Below are 19903 nucleotides of genomic sequence, written 5' to 3' on the forward strand. Positions count from 1 at the left end.
CGCACGCCCGATCAGCCCTGTGCGCAAGCCCCTCTCCCCTCGGGGCGAGCAGACACCGCTTACGCAGCATGGCGCGCGTGCCTGGCAGTGTTTGCGCCCCGCCGCGCGGGCTGGGGCGCGGAGTGGGGGTTGGGGTGAGGGCCCGTCCGTCCGTCAGGCATCCCCCCCATGAATCACCCGAACCTCTTCAGCGCGCTCATCAAAGCCGAGGCCGTGCGCACGCTGGACCTGGCCTTCGCCCAAAGCCTGCAACGCCTGGCCCCGGAGACCGACGCCCTGGTCCTGGCCGGCGCCGCTCTCGCGTCCCTGGCGGTCACCAGCGGCCACGCCGGGCTGGACCCGGCGCGCGCCAGCATGCTGCTGGACCAACGCGACGGCCCGGCGCCCACCCTGCCGGACCCCACCGACTGGCAACGCGTGCTCGCCGCCTCGCGCTGGGTCGACCAACCCAATCCGGAAGACCCCGCCGCCGCCGATTGCCCGCTGGTCCTCGAACACGGCCTGCTCTACCTGCGCCGCTATCGCGAATACGAGCGCCGCCTGGCGCTGGGCCTGCAACGCATCGCCGCCCAGTCGCCGCCCCCCTTCGACGCCGCCACGCTAGCCCCACTGTTCGCCCAGCTATTCCCGAACGCCACCCCCTCATCCCCTCTCCCCTCGGGAGAGGGTGCCCGAAGGGCGGGTGAGGGTACGGGCCTGCCCGAGCCATCGGTCCACCAAGAAGTGACGGGCCTACCCAATCCATTCGTCTACCAGGAAGGGACGGGCCTACCCAAGCCATCCCACCACCAAGACGGCACAAACCCACCCGACCCGTCCCACTCCCCAGACCGCCAGGCCCAGGCCGCCGCCCTGGCCTTGCGCCGCACCCTGCTGTTGATCACCGGCGGCCCCGGCACCGGCAAGACCACCACCATCGCGCGCCTGCTGCTGTTGCGCATCGCGCAAGCGCACGCATCCGACACCCCGGCCCCGCGCATCGCCCTGGCCGCGCCCACCGGCCGCGCCGCCGAGCGCATGGCCGAAAGCCTGCGCACCGCGGTTGCGCGCGCCATCGCCGACGGCATCCAGCTCCCCCCCACTCACACTGCCGGGCAAGCCAAGCAGTCACCGAACCCCGCTGTTGCCCCTCTCCGTCAAGCGACAGAGCCAGCCAACTCCGGCACGTCCCCCCACCCCCGAGCGACAGAGCCAGCAAGCCGCGCCGTTTCCCCTCTCCCGCAAGCGGGAGAGGGTGCCCGAAGGGCGGGTGAGGGCCAGCCGTCCTCCTGGGAATCCCTCCTCCCCACCAGCGCCAGCACCCTGCATCGCCTGCTCGGCGTCATCCCGGATTCGCCGCAGTTCCGCCACACCGCCTACAACCCGCTCCCCTTCGACCTGATCGTCGTCGACGAAGCCTCCATGGTCGACCTGCCGCTGATGTGCAAGCTGGTCGAAGCCGTGGCCGACGGCACCCAGCTGATCCTGCTCGGCGACGCCGACCAACTCCCCTCCGTGGAAGCCGGCGACGTGCTCGCCGCCATCCTGCAGGCCGCCGGCCCCGGCGACGCCTTGCAGCCGCAGGACGCCCAGGCGCTGCAACCGCTGCTCGGCAACCCGCCCGGTGCCACCACGCCCACCGCCAGCCACAGCGGCGGCCTGGCCGGCCACCGCGTGCACCTGCTGCGCGGCTACCGGCAGGCGCACGACTTCGCACTCGCCCCATTGGCCGACGCCATCCGCGCCGGCGATGCCGACACCACCCTGGCCCTGCTGCGCAGCGGCGAACTGGCCGGCGTGCACTTCCACGAAGACGGCGAAGACCCGCTCACCCTCGGCCGCGATGCACTGCTCGCGCACTGGCGCGCGCTGGCCGACGCGCAGGACCCGGCCGCCGCCCTGCGCGCCGCCGCGCGACTGCGCCTGCTCACCGCCGTGCGCGCCGGCCCGCAGGGCGCGCGCGGCCTCAACGCCCGTATCGAACAACTGCTGGCCGACACCGGCTCCGGCGCCCGCCGCCTCGGCAGCGCCTCGCCGTGGTTCCAGGGCCGCCTGTTGCTGATCACCGAAAACAGCTACCGCCACGGCCTGTTCAACGGCGACGTCGGCATCTGTTTGCGAAGCGGCGCGGGTTCCTCAGCAGGGCGCAGCGACGAAAGCCCATCTTCAGGGCCAAGCCAGTCCGGCGGCATCGCACATCGCGACGACCCCGCCGCCGACAGCCGTGCCCAGGGCCCGTTGGTCGCCTGGTTCGACGGCGACGGCGACGGCCAGGTGCGCGGCTTCCATCCCGCCGCACTGCCCGCGCACGAAAGCGCCTTCGCCATGACCGTGCACAAGGCCCAGGGCAGCGAATTCGACACCGTCTGGCTGCAACTGCCCACCCGCGACGCCCGTGTGCTCAGCCGCGAACTGCTCTACACCGGCATCACCCGCGCCCGCCGCGCCCTGCACCTGGCCGGCAGCGAGGCGGTCATCCGCAGCGCGCTGGCCCGGCATGCCGCGCGCATCTCGGGTCTGGCGTGGCGGTTGGGTGGCGAACAGGCTCCGCCGGCTGCCGAAGTTGCACCCGAGATGCCTGTTGCGCCAATGCAGGGCTCGCTATTCTGATGACATCACGCGCTTGGAGATCGCATGAACACTGATGACAAGGATGCCCCTGCTTCCCAGCTGATCCTGTATCGCACCGACGATGCGCAAACGCGCGTCCAAGTGCGTCTGGAAGGCGATTCGGTTTGGTTGACCCAGGCGCAGATTGCAGAGCTTTACCAGACGAGTCCACAAAACATCACTCAGCACCTTAAAGCGATCTTTGAGGAGTCTGAGCTAGAGGAAGCAGCAACTTGTAAGGATTACTTACAAGTTCGCCAGGAGGGAGAACGGCAGGTTCGCCGGCAGCTTAGACACTACAGCCTGGACGTTATCCTGGCCGTCGGCTATCGCGTCCGCTCCCCGCGCGGCACGCAGTTCCGGCAATGGGCCACCGCCCGGCTTGCCGAGTATCTGGTCAAAGGCTTCGCCATCGATGACGAACGCCTCAAGCGCGGCCCTGATGACGGCTACTTTGAAGACCTGCTCGACAAGATTCGCGACATCCGCTCCTCGGAGAAGATGTTCTGGCGCAAGGTGCTGGAGATCTACGCCACCAGCGTCGACTACGATGCCTCGGCCGAGGCCAGCCAGCGCTTTTTCGCTACGGTGCAGAACAAGATGCATTGGGCTGCGCACGGACACACTGCCGCCGAGCTGATCATGGAGCGCGCCGACGCAGGCAAGCCGCATAGCGGGATGACCAACTGGGTTAGCGCTGCGCCGCGTGCATCCGACGCCACGGTCGCCAAAAGCTATCTAAATCCTGACGAGCTGGACGCACTGAATCGCATCGTCACTGCCTATCTGGAATTTGCGGAGCTTCAGGCGCTGAACCGCAAGCCCATGACCATGGCCGACTGGATCGCCAAGCTTGACGACTTTTTGCGGCTAAGCGACCGAGAGGTGCTCACCCACGCGGGCCGGTTCAGCCGTGAGCAGGCGCTGGAATTTGGTAATGCGGAATTCGCACGCCACAAGCAGCAGAAGCTGGCCGAGCCCTCAGCGGTCGAGCGCGATTTCGACGCCGCTACGCGCGAGTTGAAGAAGATGGCACGTGCCCGGGGCAGTGGCGCAGCTGGCAAGAAGGCCGGAGATGCATAAACCCAGTCCCTGCATCGTCGATTACCAATGAGCGCAAGGCATCTGTCCATGACAGTCCTACCCAACATCCACCCCGGCGAAATCCTGCTCGAAGAGTTTCTCGAGCCGATGGGCATCAGCCAGAACGCACTGGCGCGCGCCACCGGCGTGCCGCCGCGTCGCATCAACGAGATCGTCCTGGGCAAGCGCGGCATCACCGCCGACACCGCCGTGCGCCTGGCTGCAGCGCTGGGTACGACCGAGCGGTTTTGGCTGAGCCTGCAAGCCGATTACGAGCTGGAACAAGCACACCGCGCGCTGGGCGATCTGCCATCGCGGATCAAGCGGTTGGCGGCTTGAGTTGAGAACCACCCCATCGCTATGTGGATCGCGAGCTATAACCTGCCGGCCAAACGCACCATCAGATCCATGCGCTCATGCAGGATCGCCACGATCAGCGACGGAGCCTGCTTACGCGGCAGGCAGAAGACGTAATGGTGCATGCAATGCGACATCCGCAACGCAGGGTATAGCGCACTCAGATCCTTGAAAGCGCCTTCCCCTGCTGCGAGAAGGGCGATGCCCCGTTCAAGGTCTGCGATGTATCGGCGAACTTGCGCCTGGCCCCAGCGTGTCGAGGTGTAGCGGATGATCCCGCGTAGATCGGCTTCGGCTGCGTCGGTGAGGACGTAGCCGTGCATCAACCGCGACGGCCCTCGGCCAATTCTTCATCCAGGATGGTGCTGATGCTCTTGGTAGACACGTTGCCGGCAAGCCCTTGCTCGACACGTCCCCCAAGGAGGGTTTTCAACTCCTGCCACGCCTGATCGGCGTTCACGTCGCCGGGGAACAGGCGTTCAAGCGCGTATTGTTTGATGGTCTTGCCCTGCAGAGCCGCCAGCGCCTTCAGGCTCTGATGCTGCTGATCGCTCAGATCGATGGTCAAACGGCTCATGACGAGCTCCGAAATCCACACAAACCCACATTAGCACAGCTGGTTTGGCCGGCTCGTTGTTCGGTCTCCAGCAGCGTCGGGGTGCTACCGCAGGTCATGCCAGCGGTGAGTGGGAGGGTCCGACAGGCCGAGTGCGCAAGCCAACGCTCAGCCTCTAGTGAAACGTCCAAAAAACGCGAGGTCAGGCGATCCGCCTGACCTCGTTCGCCGTCTGGCAGGCCGGGCGCGTTACTTGCCCTTCTTTTCCTGCTTGGCCGCGCGCTTTTCCTTCAGCGTCTTGGTCGGCTCTTTCTTCTGGCTCTTCTTCTGGTCCATCCCCTTGCTCATGACACCCTCGTAGTTGCTGGATTGATCGGTCGGGCAGCGCCATGACCCCGGCGTGCCTGCGCACTGTACGGCTTGCGCAGGGGGGAAGGGCAGGGGGAGAGCGAGACAGGGCGACGGGCGGTGCGTCCGGCCCGGTGTCTGCTCACCGCAGCGGGCGCCGGCAGCCCTCGGCGCGGCCGGCAGTGCTGCAAACGCAAAACGCCCGCGTGCGACGGTGAGGGTCGGCACGCGGGCGCTGGCGACAGCGGGGGGCCTTACTTGGCCGGCGGCACGCGCTGGTACTGCTCGCCACCGGTATTGAGGTGGCCGTTGGTCGCATCGATGGCGAAGTTCACCGTCTCGCCATCGTTGGTGACCTGCAGCGCCCCGTCCTTGTAGACCGCCGGGTAGCTCTCGGTCTTGGGCTTGCGGCTGAAGAACTTCGGCGTGGTGCTGCGGACCATGAAGGTCTCGCCGTTGCGCTCGATGTCCATCGTCTCTTCCTGCGTCTGCACGTTGACCCAGTGGCCGACGAACTTCTCGCCTTCCTCCTTGGCGCAACCGCTCACCAGCAGTGCCGCGGCCAGCGCGGTGCCCATCCACTTCATCATCGTGTGTTCTCCAGTTGAGTCTGGAGCCGAGGATGGCGGGTTGGGGATGTATGGGAGGTCAAGGTTCTCCAGCAATCAGGATCGACTGCAAGCGCGGGCTACTGCCGTTTGAAACCTTGACTGCCTCCCATGAATTGAAGGCGCCTACCCCAATTTTATTGGCATAAATTCTTGCCTAAGATCTTACTGTGAGTCGAGAAAACTAAGGCCCAGAGCTTTTATTTTTTGCTTCCTATCTCCTATGACAAGTTTCCAACGCCGCTCCATGAATGTGAGCATTTTGACTCCTCGCTCACATATCTCCTCGGGCGTCCAACTAGTGGCTGTGGATACTTCATTCTCTGAGTAGCTTCCGTATCGATATCCAATCGTCGACCCCTCACTCCCAACTTTTTCCGGAAACGGTTTATTGCTAAGTGAAGCATTCTTAGGTTTCGATAAGGCCAGGAGATTGCCAAGCGAATTTCTCAACAGTCTTCGCTGTGTAGAGGAGTGAGCAGAGAATCGTTCTGTCCAATAAACAGATCTCGGGCGCTGAGGATAAATGTGTTCTACAGAAACATAATCTGATCCATATTCTTCTCTGCAAAGTTCAGACCATTCAATCTTAGCCCGATCTGTTCTTGAAAGCTCTTGAAGGCTATTCTCATACTCATAGAGAAAATATCTGATGCTTCGCCATCCATAATATCCAGAGCCATTCTTTGTCCAGTCGTGAAGCGCGCTAGAGATGCTATCTTCCTTAAATATCTGCTCAACATGGTTGTTATATAGCTTTATAAGTTCCTCTGTTTTGTTAAGAGACTTAATGTATTTGATGACGTCAGGCGGAAGATGTAACTTTGAAAATCTCGGATGATAGCCGCCACGTATGGAGGAGCAGAAAAGGTATCGTTCATACGCCTCGAGAAGGTGTGCTCGCTGCTTAGGGTTTTTCTCCCTTAAATACATGGCGAGAACCACAGGAGAGGCTCCATGTCCACGCAACCTACCAATTCTCTCTAAATGCGTTCTCTCAAGCTCAGTGTAGCCAGATGCTTCGGGAGTACTTAACTTGAAATATGTTTCTGCAGAGGATCTAAGTCCTTTAGCGTAGTTGTTGATATCTGATGCCTGAAGGCGGGTACTTTCATCTTCTTTATCGAAAATTCTTCTTCGTGTGAAGTGGCTTCTTAGTAAGAAGTCAGCAGGATCATCGAGAACTTCAAATGACTTCCGCATAAATTTATGCAATTGATCATCGTCAGTTGGAATGTCTTTGCTTATTTCGGCATGGTAGTAACTGGCTAGATGAGTACGTAGGAATTCATCGTCGTTTAGTTGCCGATTTTCGTTCCTTCCAAGATTGTGGTAAACCACTGCCCAAGAGTCATTGATTTGCTTCCGCAGCAGTTTCCCATCGCCCGGCTCTGCTTCCGGAATATTGGTTGCTAAGTATATTAGCCTGTTCTTTAGGAGTTCTAGCGCCGAGAGAGGTTTTCCTCGATTATTCATCGTTTCAAATGCGACAAAAACGTCAATTTCTTTTGAAATTTCATACGCATTAAATACGAGTTGCTGAGTGACTTTGGAGAAGATCGTTTCTAATTCTGTATGCGACGCGTTCTCAAGCCTTGAACAAAAAAAACTCTTGGCATTCCTCAAGTTCCTCGTGTAAATCGTTGCTTCCCCGGTCGAGTGTCCGGTAGATTTTTCCGAGAATATTTCGGAGCTCAAAAACTCTCGGCTGGGATTGTCCTTTTCATAACCGAATATGTATGACTTCGCTAAGCTGTCCGACCTCTGCTCGTATATGTATTTCCTCTTAATTATCTCGATAGGCGTGAAATTTATTTCATCCGAACTTGACTGCTCGATAATGCATTGAAGAAGTATCGCAATTGTAGTAAGGCGCTGTTGTCCGTCTACAACGTAATACGGAGAATATTTCTTAGACCTTATTATCCAAACATCGTCATCCCACCGGTTCCAAGAATGCTCTGGAACTTCTTCGAGAGTGATCACACCAGTATAGTGAGATTTATTCGAGTCTAGTTGCTCAAGGTCACTCCAGAAGTCCTTGAGATGTGCCTCCTCCCAGGAATAGCCACGCTGATAATCTGGGATTCTAAAGATAGCTTCGTTGAATATTTTGGAGATCGTCAATAATTCTGTTTTCAATTTTTTGTTCCATTTTTGCGGCTATAGAGGCTGGGTATTAATGCAGAATAATCTCGGTATAGGCATTGAACTTTTATATGCTGGAATCAATTTCTTATAAAGAAACCTAAAGCAGGGTCAGGTTGACTTACGCAGTTCCTCTGCATTTCGGGAACTGGCTGCAGCCTAGGAAGTTCTCGCCGGTGCGCCGGTTTCTTCTCTGCACAAGCGCGCTGCTGCAGCGCGGGCAGCTTGGGATGGCAACGGCCGCAGAGGCAGTGGAATCAGGTGAAGCAAAGGCAGGCTCGATACGCGCGGATGTGACCGTCGGCTGCGCGGTGGCTTTCTGTTGCACCGCTCGGATCATGTCCAACAACTGTTCGCCGCCAATCAATTCAATCGGCTTGCCTTCAGCGAAGCGCTCCGCGTCCTTCGTGAAGGTACCGATACAGGCGATCTTGACCGAATGGGCCTGGTGATGAGCGAGCAGGCCGAACATTTCGCGTACGACGCTGACGCCGACTTGCTGGCGCTTCCACTGCTTGCATTGCACCAGTGTGCGGCGGCCGTCCTTGCGCAGGATCAGGTCGATGCCGCCGTCTGCGCCGCCCAGGCCGGTTTCTTCAACGCTGTAGCCCTGTCGGCGAAACGCTTCGCCCACCAGTAGTTCGAACTGGCGCCAGCCGCCGGCAGCCAGGCTCTCCAAGCTTGTGCGTGTCTCCAGAAAACGTCGACGGCTGCGTGCGCCCAGATAGGAGAACAGCGCGGCGAGCCAACAGATGCCGAGCAGCATCCACGCCAATGGCGCGAACATTCCATCCGCCTGTTGGGCGAAACCCTGCGACAGCATCCCGCCCTGTTGAGAGAACCACCAGCCGATGCCGTAGCGCACCCCAAGATAAGCAACGATTCCTGCAACGAAGCCAAGTGACCACGGCAGCGCGGCCAACGCTTCGAATCCGCTCTGTTTCTTTCTGCGTCCCATGCAAGAACCCCCGTTCCAGGTTCGAACATAGCCGCTGCGACAGGTTTTGTCAGCAGAGCATCTGCGCCTTTGTGAGCAATCTCCCACCAGACATCAGCCTCACGCGCTCGAATGTGAAAAGCCCAATTCTTGCTCCAACGCTTGAGGCCGCTTATGCGTCCATCAGCGCGCCTGCGTGCGTGGGTGCATCACTGCCATCACGAAACCTCAGGGCCAGAGTCATGTCGTGCCCTCTCATACCATCCGAGGCGGCGGAGTGATCGACTGGTCGCGTTGCTGCTCTTGTTGCTGGGACTGTTGCTGCCGTTGCGTCTCGCCTAAGGACTGCAATTGCGCCAGAGACTGCTCAACCGGCTGTGCGATGGCGTCGTTGGTTTTCATGTGCGCCATCTTGTGTGCGGGATCGTTCAACGCGCCTTCCACAACAAACACGTTCTCGCCTTGTCGCACGGACTTATAGCTCTCGCTCAGCACAACATGATCAATTCTTGTCAGCCCATTTTCTTTAGCTAAGTACGCGCTACTTGCTGCCAGCCGTGCGCTATTGTCGTCGTACTCCCTGCCGAGGCCTTGCTCAAGGCGGCGAACTGCATCTTCGGCTTGGCGATGGAGCGGGTCCTGTACTGGAAGTAAGGAACCATGCCTAGGCACTACGGGCTGCTGATTATGCGGTGCTGGCGCCACTGGTGCTTCCGTGCCGCGCAATGGATTTGCATGTGGATCAACCTGCAGCAATTTACGCGTCTGACCATTTTCGCTGATATTCAGATCTGTGGTGCCGTCATCGTTGCGCACTCGCGCAAGATTCTGCCGCTCAATACCGCTCCAAGCACCATTCAAGAATGCGTGACCCTGACCTGTCTTGTCCCAGGTCACCAAGTCGTTACCGGCAGCATAAAAGCCGGCACCATTGAATCGCGTTGGGTCTGCCCGGTCTGTTGAAGCATTTTGATAGGTAGCGCCGCGATCCAGCGCGCTTACGAATTCTTCTGCACGGTTGTAGTGCAGAAACAGGCCTTTCACCGAATGGTATTCGTGCGCCAAGTTTTGGCCTGCCTGCGGCGCGTTGAGTGTTGTCGGATCCACAAGCGGGTTGGCGACCACATTGGTCCATACTGTTGCAAGCGGGCTACGCGAATCCGCATTGCGCAATGCATTTACCACATCGGCGCCCTCCAGCGCCTTGTCTCGCCCAGCTTCCAGATAGTCGCTACGTCCAGTCGCCCTTGGATTCAGATCATCAATGGCGGCACTCACATCTGCGAGCGAATGGTACTGATTTGCCTCAATGTTGCGGATCATCGGCGCGGTGCGCGTTTCGTTCTGGTTGTAGGCTTTCCCAACCATCGTCGCCAACCTAACTTGGTCGTCCAGAGACGCATTCTGGTAGAGCTCACTCCGCTGCAAGGGCGCGATAGCGCGATCCATCAACTTGTCGATTTGCGCCACATCGCGTTGATGTACCCAGCTGATGCCCTCGTTAGAAGAAAGGAACGTGTCTAGCTTGGATTTCACTTCAGCATCGAGCGGCCGACCGGCATCAACGCGGATAGCGCGGCCGTTACGGCCAAGATCGGCGATTGTCTGATCAACCTGCTGTTGGCTGAGAACAAGATCTTGCTGCTGCCCATGCGCCCATTGTTGATAGGCACTCACAAGGTCCCTAGGAATGTTCTCTCCATTAGGCATGTTCGGCTGATAGTGCTGTCCCAAGTCAGTTTGGATAGTGCCGATCGTGTAGCCACTGTTGTCGGCCGGCTCTAGCAACGGTGTCCTGAGATTGTCGCCAGCGACCTCCAATTGATAAGCGGCATAGCCGCTTTCGGATGACACGCCGACAGCAAAGTACAGCGTGGCCCGCAACTCCTGATCTGTCAGCCTGCTCATGAGTCGCTCTCCGTGTCTGCACAGGTTTCGGATGGAATCTGCTTGCCCTTGATATCAGGGTGCAAGGCGACATCTCGCTTATATGTATCGCCGAACTTCTGGTAGCGCACCAGGGCTCCCTTTTCAAGAACGAAGTAATCTTCTTCCCCCGAGAAGTTGGGGCATGCCTCATAGCCTGCCTCGCCATCATCGCTGCAGTAGCGAACGTAGAGCTTTCCGCTACGCACATCCCCTTGCAATTTTCCGCCACCTCCACGAGCATCGGTCCCTTCGCTCCACGCTCCCGTGACATGGCTCTTCTGCTGATTGAGGTCAACACTCAGAAAGTGGCCAGAACCGCAGGCTGTGGCGTACGCCCACTTGTTTGCAAAGTTGCTGACCGTCGCACCAGCCGGTGGCGAAGCATTCGAGCATGCTGCACTCAGCGCGACTACGGTGAGTGACATGCAACGCATGATCTTCTTGTTGAACTTTCTTTGAGCTGTCATTGAACGCTTCCTTGATCTTCGCAATCGGCGAGTCGGGCGTAGGGCTCAGCGACTTTACTGCAAGTCGCAATTTTGAATTCGCTGACGGTCCAAAAAATCGCAAGTAAGCCGTTGGCAAAAGGCATTACTTGGAACACTGACGCTTTTCCGCGCGCCGATCACCGGTTGGTGTCTGGAAGCAACAGCGCATTCACATCTCCCTGGTGTAGAGCTGCAGAATTGCCTAACGTGGCGTCATGCCTATCGCCTGAAAGACCTGTTGTCGCTCAGGCGTTCCTGTTCACTTTTGCATCAATGAGGAAGAAACGGCAAAGGCGGGCAGGAAGGAATAGGGTCAGGAATGGGGTCAGAGTCATTTAGTGCCCGCTCCCATCATCTTTCCTAGGCTCACGGCAACGCCCAGCAACGTTCCGGCGCCCCACAAAATCAGCAACCGCACTTGCAAAACACGTAGGGGCTGCAAACGCGAGCAGATGCGCGCCACGCTCAACGGTGCTGAAGGTCACCGGGCCTGCCGCTTTCAGCAGTGCGGCGTGCGCCTGCGCGCCGGCGTACGGGGTGTTGGGGTCTAGCGTGCCGTGGATGATCAGCGTGCGTGGCAGGGTGGTGGGGCTGCGGCCGAACCAGGCGTCGCGTGGGTAGGTGGGCAGGCCGGCGTCCACCAGCAGGCCGGGGATGGGGCTGACGAACAGGGCGTCCTTGGCTTCGGCCGCGACCGTTTCGCGGGTGAGGGTTGGCCGTGCATTGTTTTCGGACGCGGCGATCAGCATGACCAGCGGCAATGCGGGCTGGTTGTCGCCGCCTTGGCCCATGGCTGCAAGTGATGTCTGCAGGTCGGCGATGGCGGCGGTGAGCAAGCTAGCATCGTCGCGGGCCAAGCCGTCGATGATGGCGGGAATGCGGTCGCGCAGGGTGGGGAAGTTGAGCAGCATGCCGAAAAAGCGCTTGAGGTCTTTGCCGGGGATTTGCGTGCGCCATGCGGCGCTGTCGCTGCGATCGAGCACGCTGCGATAGGTGGCGATGTGTGCGTCATCCAGCAGCGCGCGCCCAACGGCATCGACCACGGCAGTGCGGTGGCTCAAGTCCCACTGGGTGGCTGTTTCTGGCGGCACCAGGCCGTCCAGCACCAGCCCATCCAACGGGATGGGCGCCACTTGCAGGGTGCGCAGTGCCAACTGCGTGCCATAGGACACGCCATACAGCAGAACCTTGCCCTTGCGTCGTTGCTGGCGGATCAGCAGTGCAAGATCTTGCGCCGCTTCGGTGATGGTGAAGGCCTTGGTGCGCTGCGCATCGGCGTACAGCGCACCGATGCACGGGCCCCATTCGGCGCCAGCCAGGCCCACGCCGTCTGCGCTTTGCGGCGCTTCCTGCACGGGGCACAGGCGGGCCGAGCGCCCCGTGCCGCGATGGTCCGGAATGATCAGGTCATAGCCGGGAAAGGCGCGCCGGTAGGTGCTGATCATCGGATAGAGCGAGGCGCCGGCTTCGCCCGGTCCACCCGCGATCAGCCACACCTCGCCGCGTCGCTTGCTCTGGTCCGGTGTCGGCAAGCGGCGAACGAACAATTCGATGGTGCCGGCATCCGGAGCTTCGTGACGCAGCGGCACGGGAGTGAGCAGGCATTCGCTGCCGGCCAATGGTGTGTATGCCGGAGCGTCGGCACATGCGGCGAATGACGGCGGTGGCGTCCGCGCCGCGGCGGCAACCGGTGCAAGGAATGCAGCAAGGCAGGCAACGGCCGCGTAGATCGTAGGACGACGCATCGAGTTCCATCTCTCGGCAAAGAGCCGCAGCATTACCTAACGCGGCGTCGCGCGTATCGCCCGAAAGTCATTCTTCGCCGATGAGGTGCGCATGTCGCTGCGCAGATTGCGCAACAGTCAAACGCGGGCGAGGTACGATCTAACCCCCATCTGTTTGGCGCGTATCGCTGTCGCCATGGTTTCAACACGCCCAATCCTCGATGGCATGGCCGCCAGCCAGTTCCAGCTCCCGATGGGATCCTGGGCCACGGTGCTGGAGGCGCTATGCGTGTGTTTCCCAAGCGTGGATGCGGCCACCTGGCGTGACCGCTTCGCGCGTGGGCGTGTGCTGGATGCGGCTGCGCAGGTGCTGGATATTTCGACGCCGTATCGATTGGGCGCGGAGATCTATTACTTCCGCGAAGTGGCCGATGAGCCCGTCATCGCGGCGGCGGAAACCGTGGTGCATGCCGACGCGCACGTGGTGGTGGCGTGCAAGCCGCACTTTCTGCCGGTGGTGCCCGCAGGCGTGTATGTGCGCGAGACGTTGCTCACCCGGCTGGTGCGGCGTTTCGATAATCCTGCGTTGGTGCCACTGCACCGCATCGATCGCGACACTGCGGGGCTGGTGTTGTTCTCGGCGAATCCTGCAACACGCGGGGTCTACCAGGCGCTGTTCCGCGAGCGACGCATCCGCAAGCACTATCTGGCGGTCGCAGCGCCGCTGCCGGGGCTGACGTTTCCGTATGTGCATCGTAGCCGGCTGGAGCCGGGCGAGCCGTTTTTCCGCATGCGCGAGGGCGCGGGCGAGCCGAACAGCGAGACGGTGATCGATGTGGTCGCGCGTGGCGCGGACACGTGGACGTATCGGTTGGAGCCAATCACCGGGCGCAAGCATCAATTGCGTGTGCATATGGCCGCGCTGGGCGCGCCGATCCTGCACGACCGCTTCTATCCAGAGCTGGAAGACCAGCGGCCCGATGATCCGGAGCGGCCGCTGCAGTTGTTCGCGCAGACGTTGGCGTTCGACGACCCGATCACTGGTGAGCCGCGGAGTTTTACAGCGACGGTCGGGCCGAACAATTTAGGAGCGAAGCAACACGCACCGTCCCGGTGGATTACTTCAGTTCTTTCTCGAACTCGGTAACGAACTTGGTAAGCGAGGTTCCGCATGCATTGCAGAAATTCCGCAACTGGAGCAGATCCATCCGGCGACTGCCTCGCTCGACGTCGCTTACGTACGACTGTGGACGCTTAAGCGCTGTGCTTAGGGCCACCTGCGTTAGCCCAGCGGAGAGGCGAAGCTCGCGCAGTTGCTGCAGCAAGATGTCGTAATGGTCTTTATGGATTGACTTGGTTGGCATGGCGGCAACGTTGATAGGCCGCACTAAAGCTATATCCCCTTTTCAAATATCTGAAAACGGGATAAATTCGGACTGCGGATATCACGTCCGCTCACGTCGAGGACGGATGCCATGACGACTTCGAAAACCCGCAAGACGCCTACGCCAGAGGCCACGCTGCAAACGCAGGAAGAACACTTCACCTTCGGCGTCACCGTCGAGCAGATCGACCAGTTCCACACGCTGTTGCGCACGATCACCGCGCAGAGCGACATGGTGGCGGTGTGCAGCGGCAAGCCGCTGGACGCCAGCAGTCTGTCGGTGCTGGGCGAGAGCATCTTCAACGCGGCCCGTGCGGTGCGCGGGATCGTCGACGAGATCCACGAACAGCGGCTCGGCGGGGACGATGCGATGCCGGTGTCGCACGGCATGCAGCGCCACGCGTAAGCCTTGCTGGCCCACCAGCCCGACATTCCTCGCGAGGGTTCTTGCTGTGCGCCCATGCTAGCGTTGCGCTGCCGAGGGCAGGCTGGCCGAAGGAGCGGGGCATGCGGGTCGATCCAATGCGCGACGGTGTTGCGGTTGCTGGTGGCAGGCCGGTGGCCCGCGTGGCGTGGGCGCTGCTGTGGCTTGCGCTGGCTGCGTTCGCGGCCGAGTTCGTGCGCCACGTGTACCTGAAGTACGCCACGCTGGAGTCGCCGGCATACGCCATGTTCCTGACCCGGCGCGGCTGGCTGTGGTGCCACCTGGGTGGTGGCGCCGTCGGCATCGCACTGGGCACGCTGCAGTTCGCCACGCAAGGCTGGCGCAGGCGCGCATGGGTGCATCGCTGGGTCGGGCGTGCCTATTTCGCCGGGATGCTGGTGGCGATGCTTGGCGCCACCGGGTTGATCGCCAGCTCGCCTGCGCCGATGGCGATCCGCGTGGCCTTCGCGGCGACGGAAGCGGCGTGGCTGGTGGTGGCCTCCGTGGGCCTGGTGGCCATCCGCCGCGGGCAGGTGGGCCGGCACCGGCGCTGGATGGTGCGGGCGTATCTGGTTACCCTGGCGCCGGTAGTGTTCCGCATCGCGCTCTATGCGGCGGTGGGGGCCGGCATGGCGCCGTCGCCGGGCGCGATTGCGGCGCTGCTGTGGGCGAGTTGGGCGGTGCCGTTGCTGATCCACGTGGTGGGGAGCGGGATCGTCGACGCTGCGCGCCGGGGCACACGACTCACCGCCACCTCAGCCGGTGCCGGCTGAGGCACCGGCTGAGGTGGCGGTTCTAGTGCCAAGCGTAGGCGAGCCTCAACGCACCTTGTACAACACCGCCGCACCCGGCCGGGGCTCGAACATCGGCACGGTCTGCTGCTTGAGCGCGGTGCCCTTGGCATCCCACACCAGCGTTTCGACCGGGTAGTCGTCGTTGCGGGTCATGCTGCCGATCTGCTTGACGATCACCGTCGTGGCGGCGGGCACTTCCGGGTTCCAGGCGAATACGCCCAGGCGTCCGTAGAACACCGCCGGGGCGGCGGCATCCAGGCGACGGTCCGGGCACATGACCAGGCCGCGCTCCAGCATCACCCGCAGCGCGCCGACCGGCACGGCCTTGACGGTGGGGCTGGTGCGGTCGGTGCTATGGCCGGGGCAGACATTGGCCGAGCGGGTGATCATGTCTTCGGCGACCTGCCGGTCGGGCTGGGCCAGCGCCGGTACGGCGGCGGTGGACAGGGCAAGCAGGGTAACGGCGGACTTCCAGTTCATCGGCGACTCCTCATGAGATGGCACTGCAGATCCGGCGGCCCGGGTCACCCGGTACGCCGCCGACAACGCGCCCAGATGCTAGCAAGGCGTTTGTTAAAGACCGCCGATGGCAATGCCGGCTGACTGATGCCGCAGCTGTCGGGAGACTCCCGATTGAGCGCGGCCATCGGCACCGTTAGCGTGCGCGCAAGACACTGCCGGACTGCACCGTGGAACGCGCCGACCTGATTGACTCACTGCTCATCGGCATGCGCCGGGCCGAAGCGCTGCGCGCGCAACCGTCCAGCTACAGCACCGCGCACAGCGCGCAGATGGCGGCCGACCACGGCAAGGCCGCCGATGCCGAGCTGGTGCTGTCGATGTTCAACTTCACCCCGGAGCATCTCAAGTTGCTGGGCAGTGCCGGGATCGAGGCGCTGGGCGAGATCGTGTGCCACGCCTGGGCGCTGCACGGCGGCAACAACGATGCGCTGATCCGCTGGTTTCGCGAGCCGATGAATGCACTGGACGGCCAGACCCCCGCCGCGTTGGTCCGCTCCGGCAGCCTCAAGGTGTTGCTGCTGGTCTTGCGCCAGCAGATGGAGTGGGAGTTGCCCAAGCGCTCGGCGTAAGGGGCGTGGTGCTGCTGCGCCGGTGGCGTGGCCAATGCCGCGCACCGTGTGCGTCCGGCCCAGCGCGGTTGCGGAAGTGGATGGCAGGCTTCGCGCTGCGGCCCGCGCTTTGCTGCACGTCGCCGCCGTGCATGCAGTTGCACGAATGAATCACTGCGCCCTGCGCTGTTGCGTCGCTGGCGCTACCGCAGGGCGCTAACCGGCCGCGCGACATCCTTGCGCGCATCGCCGGCACGCCACGGCGCGGTACCGGCGGTGCGAAGGCGCGCTTACTGCTTCGGTCGCGCCACTGCGTACATTTCCGCGGCGATCTTCTTCATCAAGGCGCCGCTGTCGTCGCCTTCCTTGTACAGGTCGAAGTGGCTGCGGCCTTCCAGGTAGCGGAAGTCGCTCTTGGCGCCCAGCCCGTCCAGCACCGCCTGGAATTTACGTGCCGCCCCATCCAGGTAGAACGTGTCGGCGGTGCCGACGATCAGGTGGATCTTGCCGTCCAGGTCGGGCTTGAGCGTGGGCCACTGCGCCGCCACACGCGCCGAAATGTCGTACTGCGTGCGCCAGTAGGCCACCACGGCCGGGTCCACGTTGCCGGTGTCGCGGTCGAACATCGGCAGCGGGCGGCCGTCGGCACCGCGCGGGGAGAACACCCACTCGAACGAGGTGAGCTGGCCGCCGTACGGGCCGAGCACGCGTTCGAGCTTGGCGAAGGTTTCCAGATCGGCCACCACCTTGCCCGCATCGCGCACCAGCGGGAACTGGCTGCCGTCCGGGCGCCGGTAGACGTTGGCATTGGGCGCGTACAGATCCGGGCCGGTGAAGTCGTGGAAGTCGCTGGAATCGGGCGAGGTGGACCAGGTGCCGCCGAACAGTTTCGGGTAGCGCGTCTGCAGCCACAGCGTGGCCCAGCCGCCGGACGAGTGCCCGGTCAGGAATCGGCCGCTGGCCTTGCCGTCCATCCGGTACTGGCGCTCCAGCGCCGGGATCAGCTCTTCGGTCAGCGCGGTGCCCCACGGGCCGTTGTTGACCGAGTCGGCGAACTCGTGGGTGCCGGTGGGCGTGGCCTGATCCAGGAACACCCAGATCATCGGCGGCATCTGCTTGGCCGCCATCGCGCTCCAGGTGGCGGCGATGCTGCCGGCAAAGCGGTTGTAGTTGCCGCCGAAGCCGTGGGTGACATACACGGCGGGATAGCGCGTGCGGGCCTTGGCGTCATAGCCGGGCGGGGTGAGCACGCGTGCGCGCAGCGAGACCGGCCGGCCCCAGAACGCGCTCAGCGACGGGCTTACCATCGAGGCATCGGTGGTGTGCAGCTTGGCCTCGGGCACGGCATCGCGCACCGCCTGCGGCGCGCGTGGCGACACTTCCCACGGGTCGTCCGAGACAGGCAGCTGTGTGCTCAGCGTCAGTGCCGGCAGCGCTGCGCCCTTGCCCAGGGTGATCGGCGTCACCGCGCTCAGCAGGTCGCCGCCATCGCGGCCGCCGTAGCCATAGCTGTGGTCCGGGTCCAGCACGGCCTGGAACAGATAGGCGCCGGCCGGCAGCGCGGAAAACCCGCTGGGGTAGGCGATGTTGTCCAGATCGATCTGCACGCTGGCCCCCGGCGCAAGCCCGGCGACCTCCTGCGCGGCCACCGCGGTGGCGCTGGGACGGAACGGGTTGGTGTCCACCGCCTCCACCTTGCCGTCCTTGGCCTGCGCCTGTGCGTCCTTGGCCAGGGTGGCGAATACCAGCAGGCGCCCGGAGGTGGGCTGGTCGGTGGCGCCGCCCAGGGTGACGCGCAGCAGGCGATGCGCAGCCACCGGTTCGGCGGCGTGCGCGGCGCAGGCGCACAGCAGGCCAACGGCCAGGCCAAGGCGAGGTGCAAGACGATGCAGGGACATGCAAATCCTTTGGAACGCAGGTGGATGGAGTGGGCGCGATGGCCCTGGGCCGACTGTAGCCACTTTCCTGCCGGCCGCGCGCCAGCGGCGCGAGATGAGGTTGCTCCATGCGACCTGCCCCCACCGAGCGACCGGCAACGCGCCGCCCGTGGAGCGCCAGCGTGGCGGTCATTCCTGCGTTGGTTGGTTGGCACGGCGACCTGCACAGACGCGCATTTCCGTCGGCACGGGCGCGCGGGCAGCGCGAAGACGCGCTCTGGCCGGGCGGCCGGCGCGCTCAGCGGTGGGCGGAAGGCTCGGCCTTGATGAAGAGCAAGCCCGACGCGAAATCGATCACCGCCTGGTTGGCGCGCATGAAGTCGCACCCGAGATAGCCGCTCCTCCAGGTCGAGGTATCGGCCGGGCGGGGCTCGTCATCGTAGTCGTACAGGTCCATCACCGATCCCTTGGCGGACCGAAGCGGTTGCCCGTCGAGCACCATGCCGAGTTCGCCCTGGGTGCTGCGGACCTCGCCGGTGGCTCCGGTCGGCCCCCCGAAGCTTTCCGCCGTCGGTGCCAGTGCGATACCGGCCCGTTGTGCGAACGGGGCATCGATCCAGATGTCGGCAACGGTCGACACCACAAACTTGCCCGCAACCCCATTGACCGATGGTGACACCGTGTAGCGTCGGTCGGCGGCATCCCAGGTCATGGGATGCGCAACATAGCCTTGCTTGCGCAAGCGTGTGTGCTCGGCCTGGATGTCTAGGTCGCTTTCGGGAAGGAGCAGGCGGTCGTTGCCGTAGTCGACCAGGGCCTTGGCATCCTTGAGCCAGGTGATGCCGATCATTCCATCGATCGGCGGATCCTGCGGAACCTCAAAGACGCTGATCTTCAGATCGTGGTCGAGGCGATGGCCGACCTGGAAGGTCTTGGCCACGGCATGGGCGCGACCGAGAGGGCTGAGCTGGCCCGGCGCGTTGATGCCGTACTGCCCCTCGGAGACCAGATCGGTGATACCGGCCTTGGCCGCATTGGCATGCGTGGTCATGACTGCGAAGCCGGCATTGGCATGGAGCATCAGCAGCAAGGGGGTGCCGTTGAGCTGGACCGGAACGTACGGTCGTGTCCCGGAAGTCTGGCGGTACGTCAGCGGGATCGAGTGTGTCTTGGCGGCGCTGCTGGAAATGGCGGCCATGGCGCCGATGCACCCCAACGCCACGACCAGGGCGGCGGAGCGAAGGCCGACGACGAAACGGGAGCGTGCTGGGTACATGGGGCGATTGCTGGCAGTTGGTGACGGCATGTGGGAGCTAGCGGGTGTCGCTGGGCCGATGCGGCAAGCGCAGTATAAGCGGACGCGAGCGATGACCTGGATGTAGGGGGGCGTGGCGCAGGCCCTCGGCGGGGCACGCCCGGGCGGGAGCAAGCCCGGTAGAAAGCGATCCAGTGGCCAGTGCCGATGCGGCCCGCAGCCTGGAAATGCGGCTGGAAGACCGTCGCTGAGCTGAGCGAGCAGGGCAATCTGTGGGCGCTTGCGTACGACCCGTCATGGCGCACCGATAGCGGTGACCTGTCTGCTGCGTC

General features: G+C 62.6%; 18 protein-coding genes and 1 pseudogene. 7 read left to right on the forward strand and 12 right to left on the reverse strand.

Annotated elements, in window-relative coordinates; translation table 11 throughout:
- Positions 1-168 precede the first annotated feature (168 nt).
- The 3 genes from recD to Y887_RS15015 are packed head-to-tail and all read left to right on the forward strand — an operon-like array spanning position 169 to position 4011.
- The gene (gene recD, locus Y887_RS15005) at positions 169-2589 is read left to right on the forward strand and encodes an exodeoxyribonuclease V subunit alpha (protein ID WP_046965110.1); all 2421 of its coding nucleotides are present in this window, start codon (positions 169-171) and stop codon (positions 2587-2589) included.
- Between the two features lie 24 nt (positions 2590-2613).
- Positions 2614-3672, forward strand: coding sequence for a virulence RhuM family protein (locus Y887_RS15010; protein WP_181113308.1), 1059 nt, complete (start codon positions 2614-2616; stop codon positions 3670-3672).
- A gap of 48 nt (positions 3673-3720) precedes the next feature.
- Complete coding sequence (locus Y887_RS15015) at positions 3721-4011, forward strand: HigA family addiction module antitoxin (RefSeq protein ID WP_046965111.1); 291 nt, start codon at positions 3721-3723, stop codon at positions 4009-4011.
- Positions 4012-4046: 35 nt separating this feature from the next.
- Here the strand turns inward: Y887_RS15015 and Y887_RS15020 are convergent, their stop codons facing one another.
- From Y887_RS15020 to Y887_RS15050, 8 genes and pseudogenes are all read right to left on the reverse strand, one after another.
- Positions 4047-4352 carry a type II toxin-antitoxin system RelE/ParE family toxin gene (locus tag Y887_RS15020; RefSeq protein ID WP_046965112.1) on the reverse strand — a complete coding sequence of 102 codons (306 nt, stop codon included), beginning with the start codon at positions 4350-4352 and terminating at the stop codon, positions 4047-4049.
- Positions 4352-4606 carry a type II TA system antitoxin, ParD family gene (locus tag Y887_RS15025; RefSeq protein WP_046965113.1) on the reverse strand — a complete coding sequence of 85 codons (255 nt, stop codon included), beginning with the start codon at positions 4604-4606 and terminating at the stop codon, positions 4352-4354. The genes Y887_RS15020 and Y887_RS15025 overlap by 1 nt, the downstream gene beginning before the upstream one ends.
- A 581-nt stretch (positions 4607-5187) precedes the next feature.
- The gene (locus Y887_RS15030; RefSeq protein WP_046965114.1) at positions 5188-5523 is read right to left on the reverse strand and encodes a lipoprotein; all 336 of its coding nucleotides are present in this window, start codon (positions 5521-5523) and stop codon (positions 5188-5190) included.
- 183 nt (positions 5524-5706) lie between these two features.
- Complete coding sequence (locus Y887_RS19285; protein WP_084726057.1) at positions 5707-7683, reverse strand: DUF262 domain-containing protein; 1977 nt, start codon at positions 7681-7683, stop codon at positions 5707-5709.
- Between the two features lie 127 nt (positions 7684-7810).
- The gene (locus tag Y887_RS15035) at positions 7811-8647 is read right to left on the reverse strand and encodes a restriction endonuclease (protein ID WP_046965115.1); all 837 of its coding nucleotides are present in this window, start codon (positions 8645-8647) and stop codon (positions 7811-7813) included.
- 234 nt (positions 8648-8881) lie between these two features.
- A pseudogene (locus Y887_RS21475) lies at positions 8882-9271 on the reverse strand (XVIPCD domain-containing protein); the annotation flags it as partial.
- A gap of 1259 nt (positions 9272-10530) precedes the next feature.
- On the reverse strand, positions 10531-11022 hold the full coding sequence (locus Y887_RS19295) for a hypothetical protein (RefSeq protein ID WP_084726058.1): 492 nt from the start codon (positions 11020-11022) through the stop codon (positions 10531-10533).
- Positions 11023-11378: 356 nt separating this feature from the next.
- Positions 11379-12788 (reverse strand): alpha/beta hydrolase, encoded by a 1410-nt coding sequence (locus Y887_RS15050; RefSeq protein ID WP_046965118.1) that lies wholly within the window; start codon positions 12786-12788, stop codon positions 11379-11381.
- Between the two features lie 175 nt (positions 12789-12963).
- On the opposite strand from Y887_RS15050, the gene Y887_RS15055 reads away from it, so the two are divergent.
- Entirely contained in the window at positions 12964-13914 is a 951-nt protein-coding gene (locus tag Y887_RS15055; RefSeq protein WP_046965119.1) for a pseudouridine synthase, read from the forward strand.
- On the opposite strand, the gene Y887_RS19300 is transcribed toward Y887_RS15055, so the two are convergent.
- Positions 13886-14131, reverse strand: coding sequence for a helix-turn-helix domain-containing protein (locus Y887_RS19300; RefSeq protein WP_042595378.1), 246 nt, complete (start codon positions 14129-14131; stop codon positions 13886-13888). The genes Y887_RS15055 and Y887_RS19300 overlap by 29 nt on opposite strands.
- 111 nt (positions 14132-14242) lie before the next feature.
- On the opposite strand from Y887_RS19300, the gene Y887_RS15060 reads away from it, so the two are divergent.
- Positions 14243-14557, forward strand: coding sequence for a hypothetical protein (locus Y887_RS15060; RefSeq protein ID WP_046965120.1), 315 nt, complete (start codon positions 14243-14245; stop codon positions 14555-14557).
- A gap of 116 nt (positions 14558-14673) precedes the next feature.
- On the forward strand, positions 14674-15348 hold the full coding sequence (locus Y887_RS15065; RefSeq protein WP_046965121.1) for a DUF2306 domain-containing protein: 675 nt from the start codon (positions 14674-14676) through the stop codon (positions 15346-15348).
- Positions 15349-15393: 45 nt separating this feature from the next.
- On the opposite strand, the gene Y887_RS15070 is transcribed toward Y887_RS15065, so the two are convergent.
- A complete protein-coding gene (locus Y887_RS15070; protein ID WP_181113314.1) occupies positions 15394-15825 on the reverse strand; it encodes a hypothetical protein in 432 nt (143 codons plus the stop codon).
- Between the two features lie 233 nt (positions 15826-16058).
- Here Y887_RS15070 and Y887_RS15075 point away from each other — a divergent pair, with 233 nt between their 5' ends.
- The gene (locus Y887_RS15075) at positions 16059-16460 is read left to right on the forward strand and encodes an antitoxin Xre/MbcA/ParS toxin-binding domain-containing protein (protein ID WP_046965123.1); all 402 of its coding nucleotides are present in this window, start codon (positions 16059-16061) and stop codon (positions 16458-16460) included.
- Between the two features lie 269 nt (positions 16461-16729).
- Here the strand turns inward: Y887_RS15075 and Y887_RS15080 are convergent, their stop codons facing one another.
- Both Y887_RS15080 and Y887_RS15085 read right to left on the reverse strand, forming a co-directional pair.
- Complete coding sequence (locus Y887_RS15080; protein WP_046965124.1) at positions 16730-18337, reverse strand: alpha/beta hydrolase; 1608 nt, start codon at positions 18335-18337, stop codon at positions 16730-16732.
- A gap of 277 nt (positions 18338-18614) precedes the next feature.
- Positions 18615-19592 carry a pepsin/retropepsin-like aspartic protease family protein gene (locus Y887_RS15085; protein WP_146093441.1) on the reverse strand — a complete coding sequence of 326 codons (978 nt, stop codon included), beginning with the start codon at positions 19590-19592 and terminating at the stop codon, positions 18615-18617.
- Positions 19593-19903 lie beyond the last annotated feature (311 nt).

It is taken from the genome of Xanthomonas pisi DSM 18956 (genome assembly GCF_001010415.1).
Taxonomy (GTDB): domain Bacteria; phylum Pseudomonadota; class Gammaproteobacteria; order Xanthomonadales; family Xanthomonadaceae; genus Xanthomonas; species Xanthomonas pisi.

What these genes read in the sequence shown, in the direction of transcription:
- recD (WP_046965110.1), top strand. Translation starts at nt 169, where the DNA reads ATGAATCACCCGAACCTCTTCAGCGCGCTCATCAAAGCCGAGGCCGTG.
- Y887_RS15010 (WP_181113308.1), top strand. Translation starts at nt 2,614, where the DNA reads ATGAACACTGATGACAAGGATGCCCCTGCTTCCCAGCTGATCCTGTAT.
- Y887_RS15015 (WP_046965111.1), top strand. Translation starts at nt 3,721, where the DNA reads ATGACAGTCCTACCCAACATCCACCCCGGCGAAATCCTGCTCGAAGAG.
- Y887_RS15020 (WP_046965112.1), bottom strand. Translation starts at nt 4,352, where the DNA reads ATGCACGGCTACGTCCTCACCGACGCAGCCGAAGCCGATCTACGCGGG.
- Y887_RS15025 (WP_046965113.1), bottom strand. Translation starts at nt 4,606, where the DNA reads ATGAGCCGTTTGACCATCGATCTGAGCGATCAGCAGCATCAGAGCCTG.
- Y887_RS15030 (WP_046965114.1), bottom strand. Translation starts at nt 5,523, where the DNA reads ATGATGAAGTGGATGGGCACCGCGCTGGCCGCGGCACTGCTGGTGAGC.
- Y887_RS15035 (WP_046965115.1), bottom strand. Translation starts at nt 8,647, where the DNA reads ATGGGACGCAGAAAGAAACAGAGCGGATTCGAAGCGTTGGCCGCGCTG.
- Y887_RS19295 (WP_084726058.1), bottom strand. Translation starts at nt 11,022, where the DNA reads ATGACAGCTCAAAGAAAGTTCAACAAGAAGATCATGCGTTGCATGTCA.
- Y887_RS15050 (WP_046965118.1), bottom strand. Translation starts at nt 12,788, where the DNA reads ATGCGTCGTCCTACGATCTACGCGGCCGTTGCCTGCCTTGCTGCATTC.
- Y887_RS15055 (WP_046965119.1), top strand. Translation starts at nt 12,964, where the DNA reads ATGGTTTCAACACGCCCAATCCTCGATGGCATGGCCGCCAGCCAGTTC.
- Y887_RS19300 (WP_042595378.1), bottom strand. Translation starts at nt 14,131, where the DNA reads ATGCCAACCAAGTCAATCCATAAAGACCATTACGACATCTTGCTGCAG.
- Y887_RS15060 (WP_046965120.1), top strand. Translation starts at nt 14,243, where the DNA reads ATGACGACTTCGAAAACCCGCAAGACGCCTACGCCAGAGGCCACGCTG.
- Y887_RS15065 (WP_046965121.1), top strand. Translation starts at nt 14,674, where the DNA reads ATGCGCGACGGTGTTGCGGTTGCTGGTGGCAGGCCGGTGGCCCGCGTG.
- Y887_RS15080 (WP_046965124.1), bottom strand. Translation starts at nt 18,337, where the DNA reads ATGTCCCTGCATCGTCTTGCACCTCGCCTTGGCCTGGCCGTTGGCCTG.
- Y887_RS15085 (WP_146093441.1), bottom strand. Translation starts at nt 19,592, where the DNA reads ATGTACCCAGCACGCTCCCGTTTCGTCGTCGGCCTTCGCTCCGCCGCC.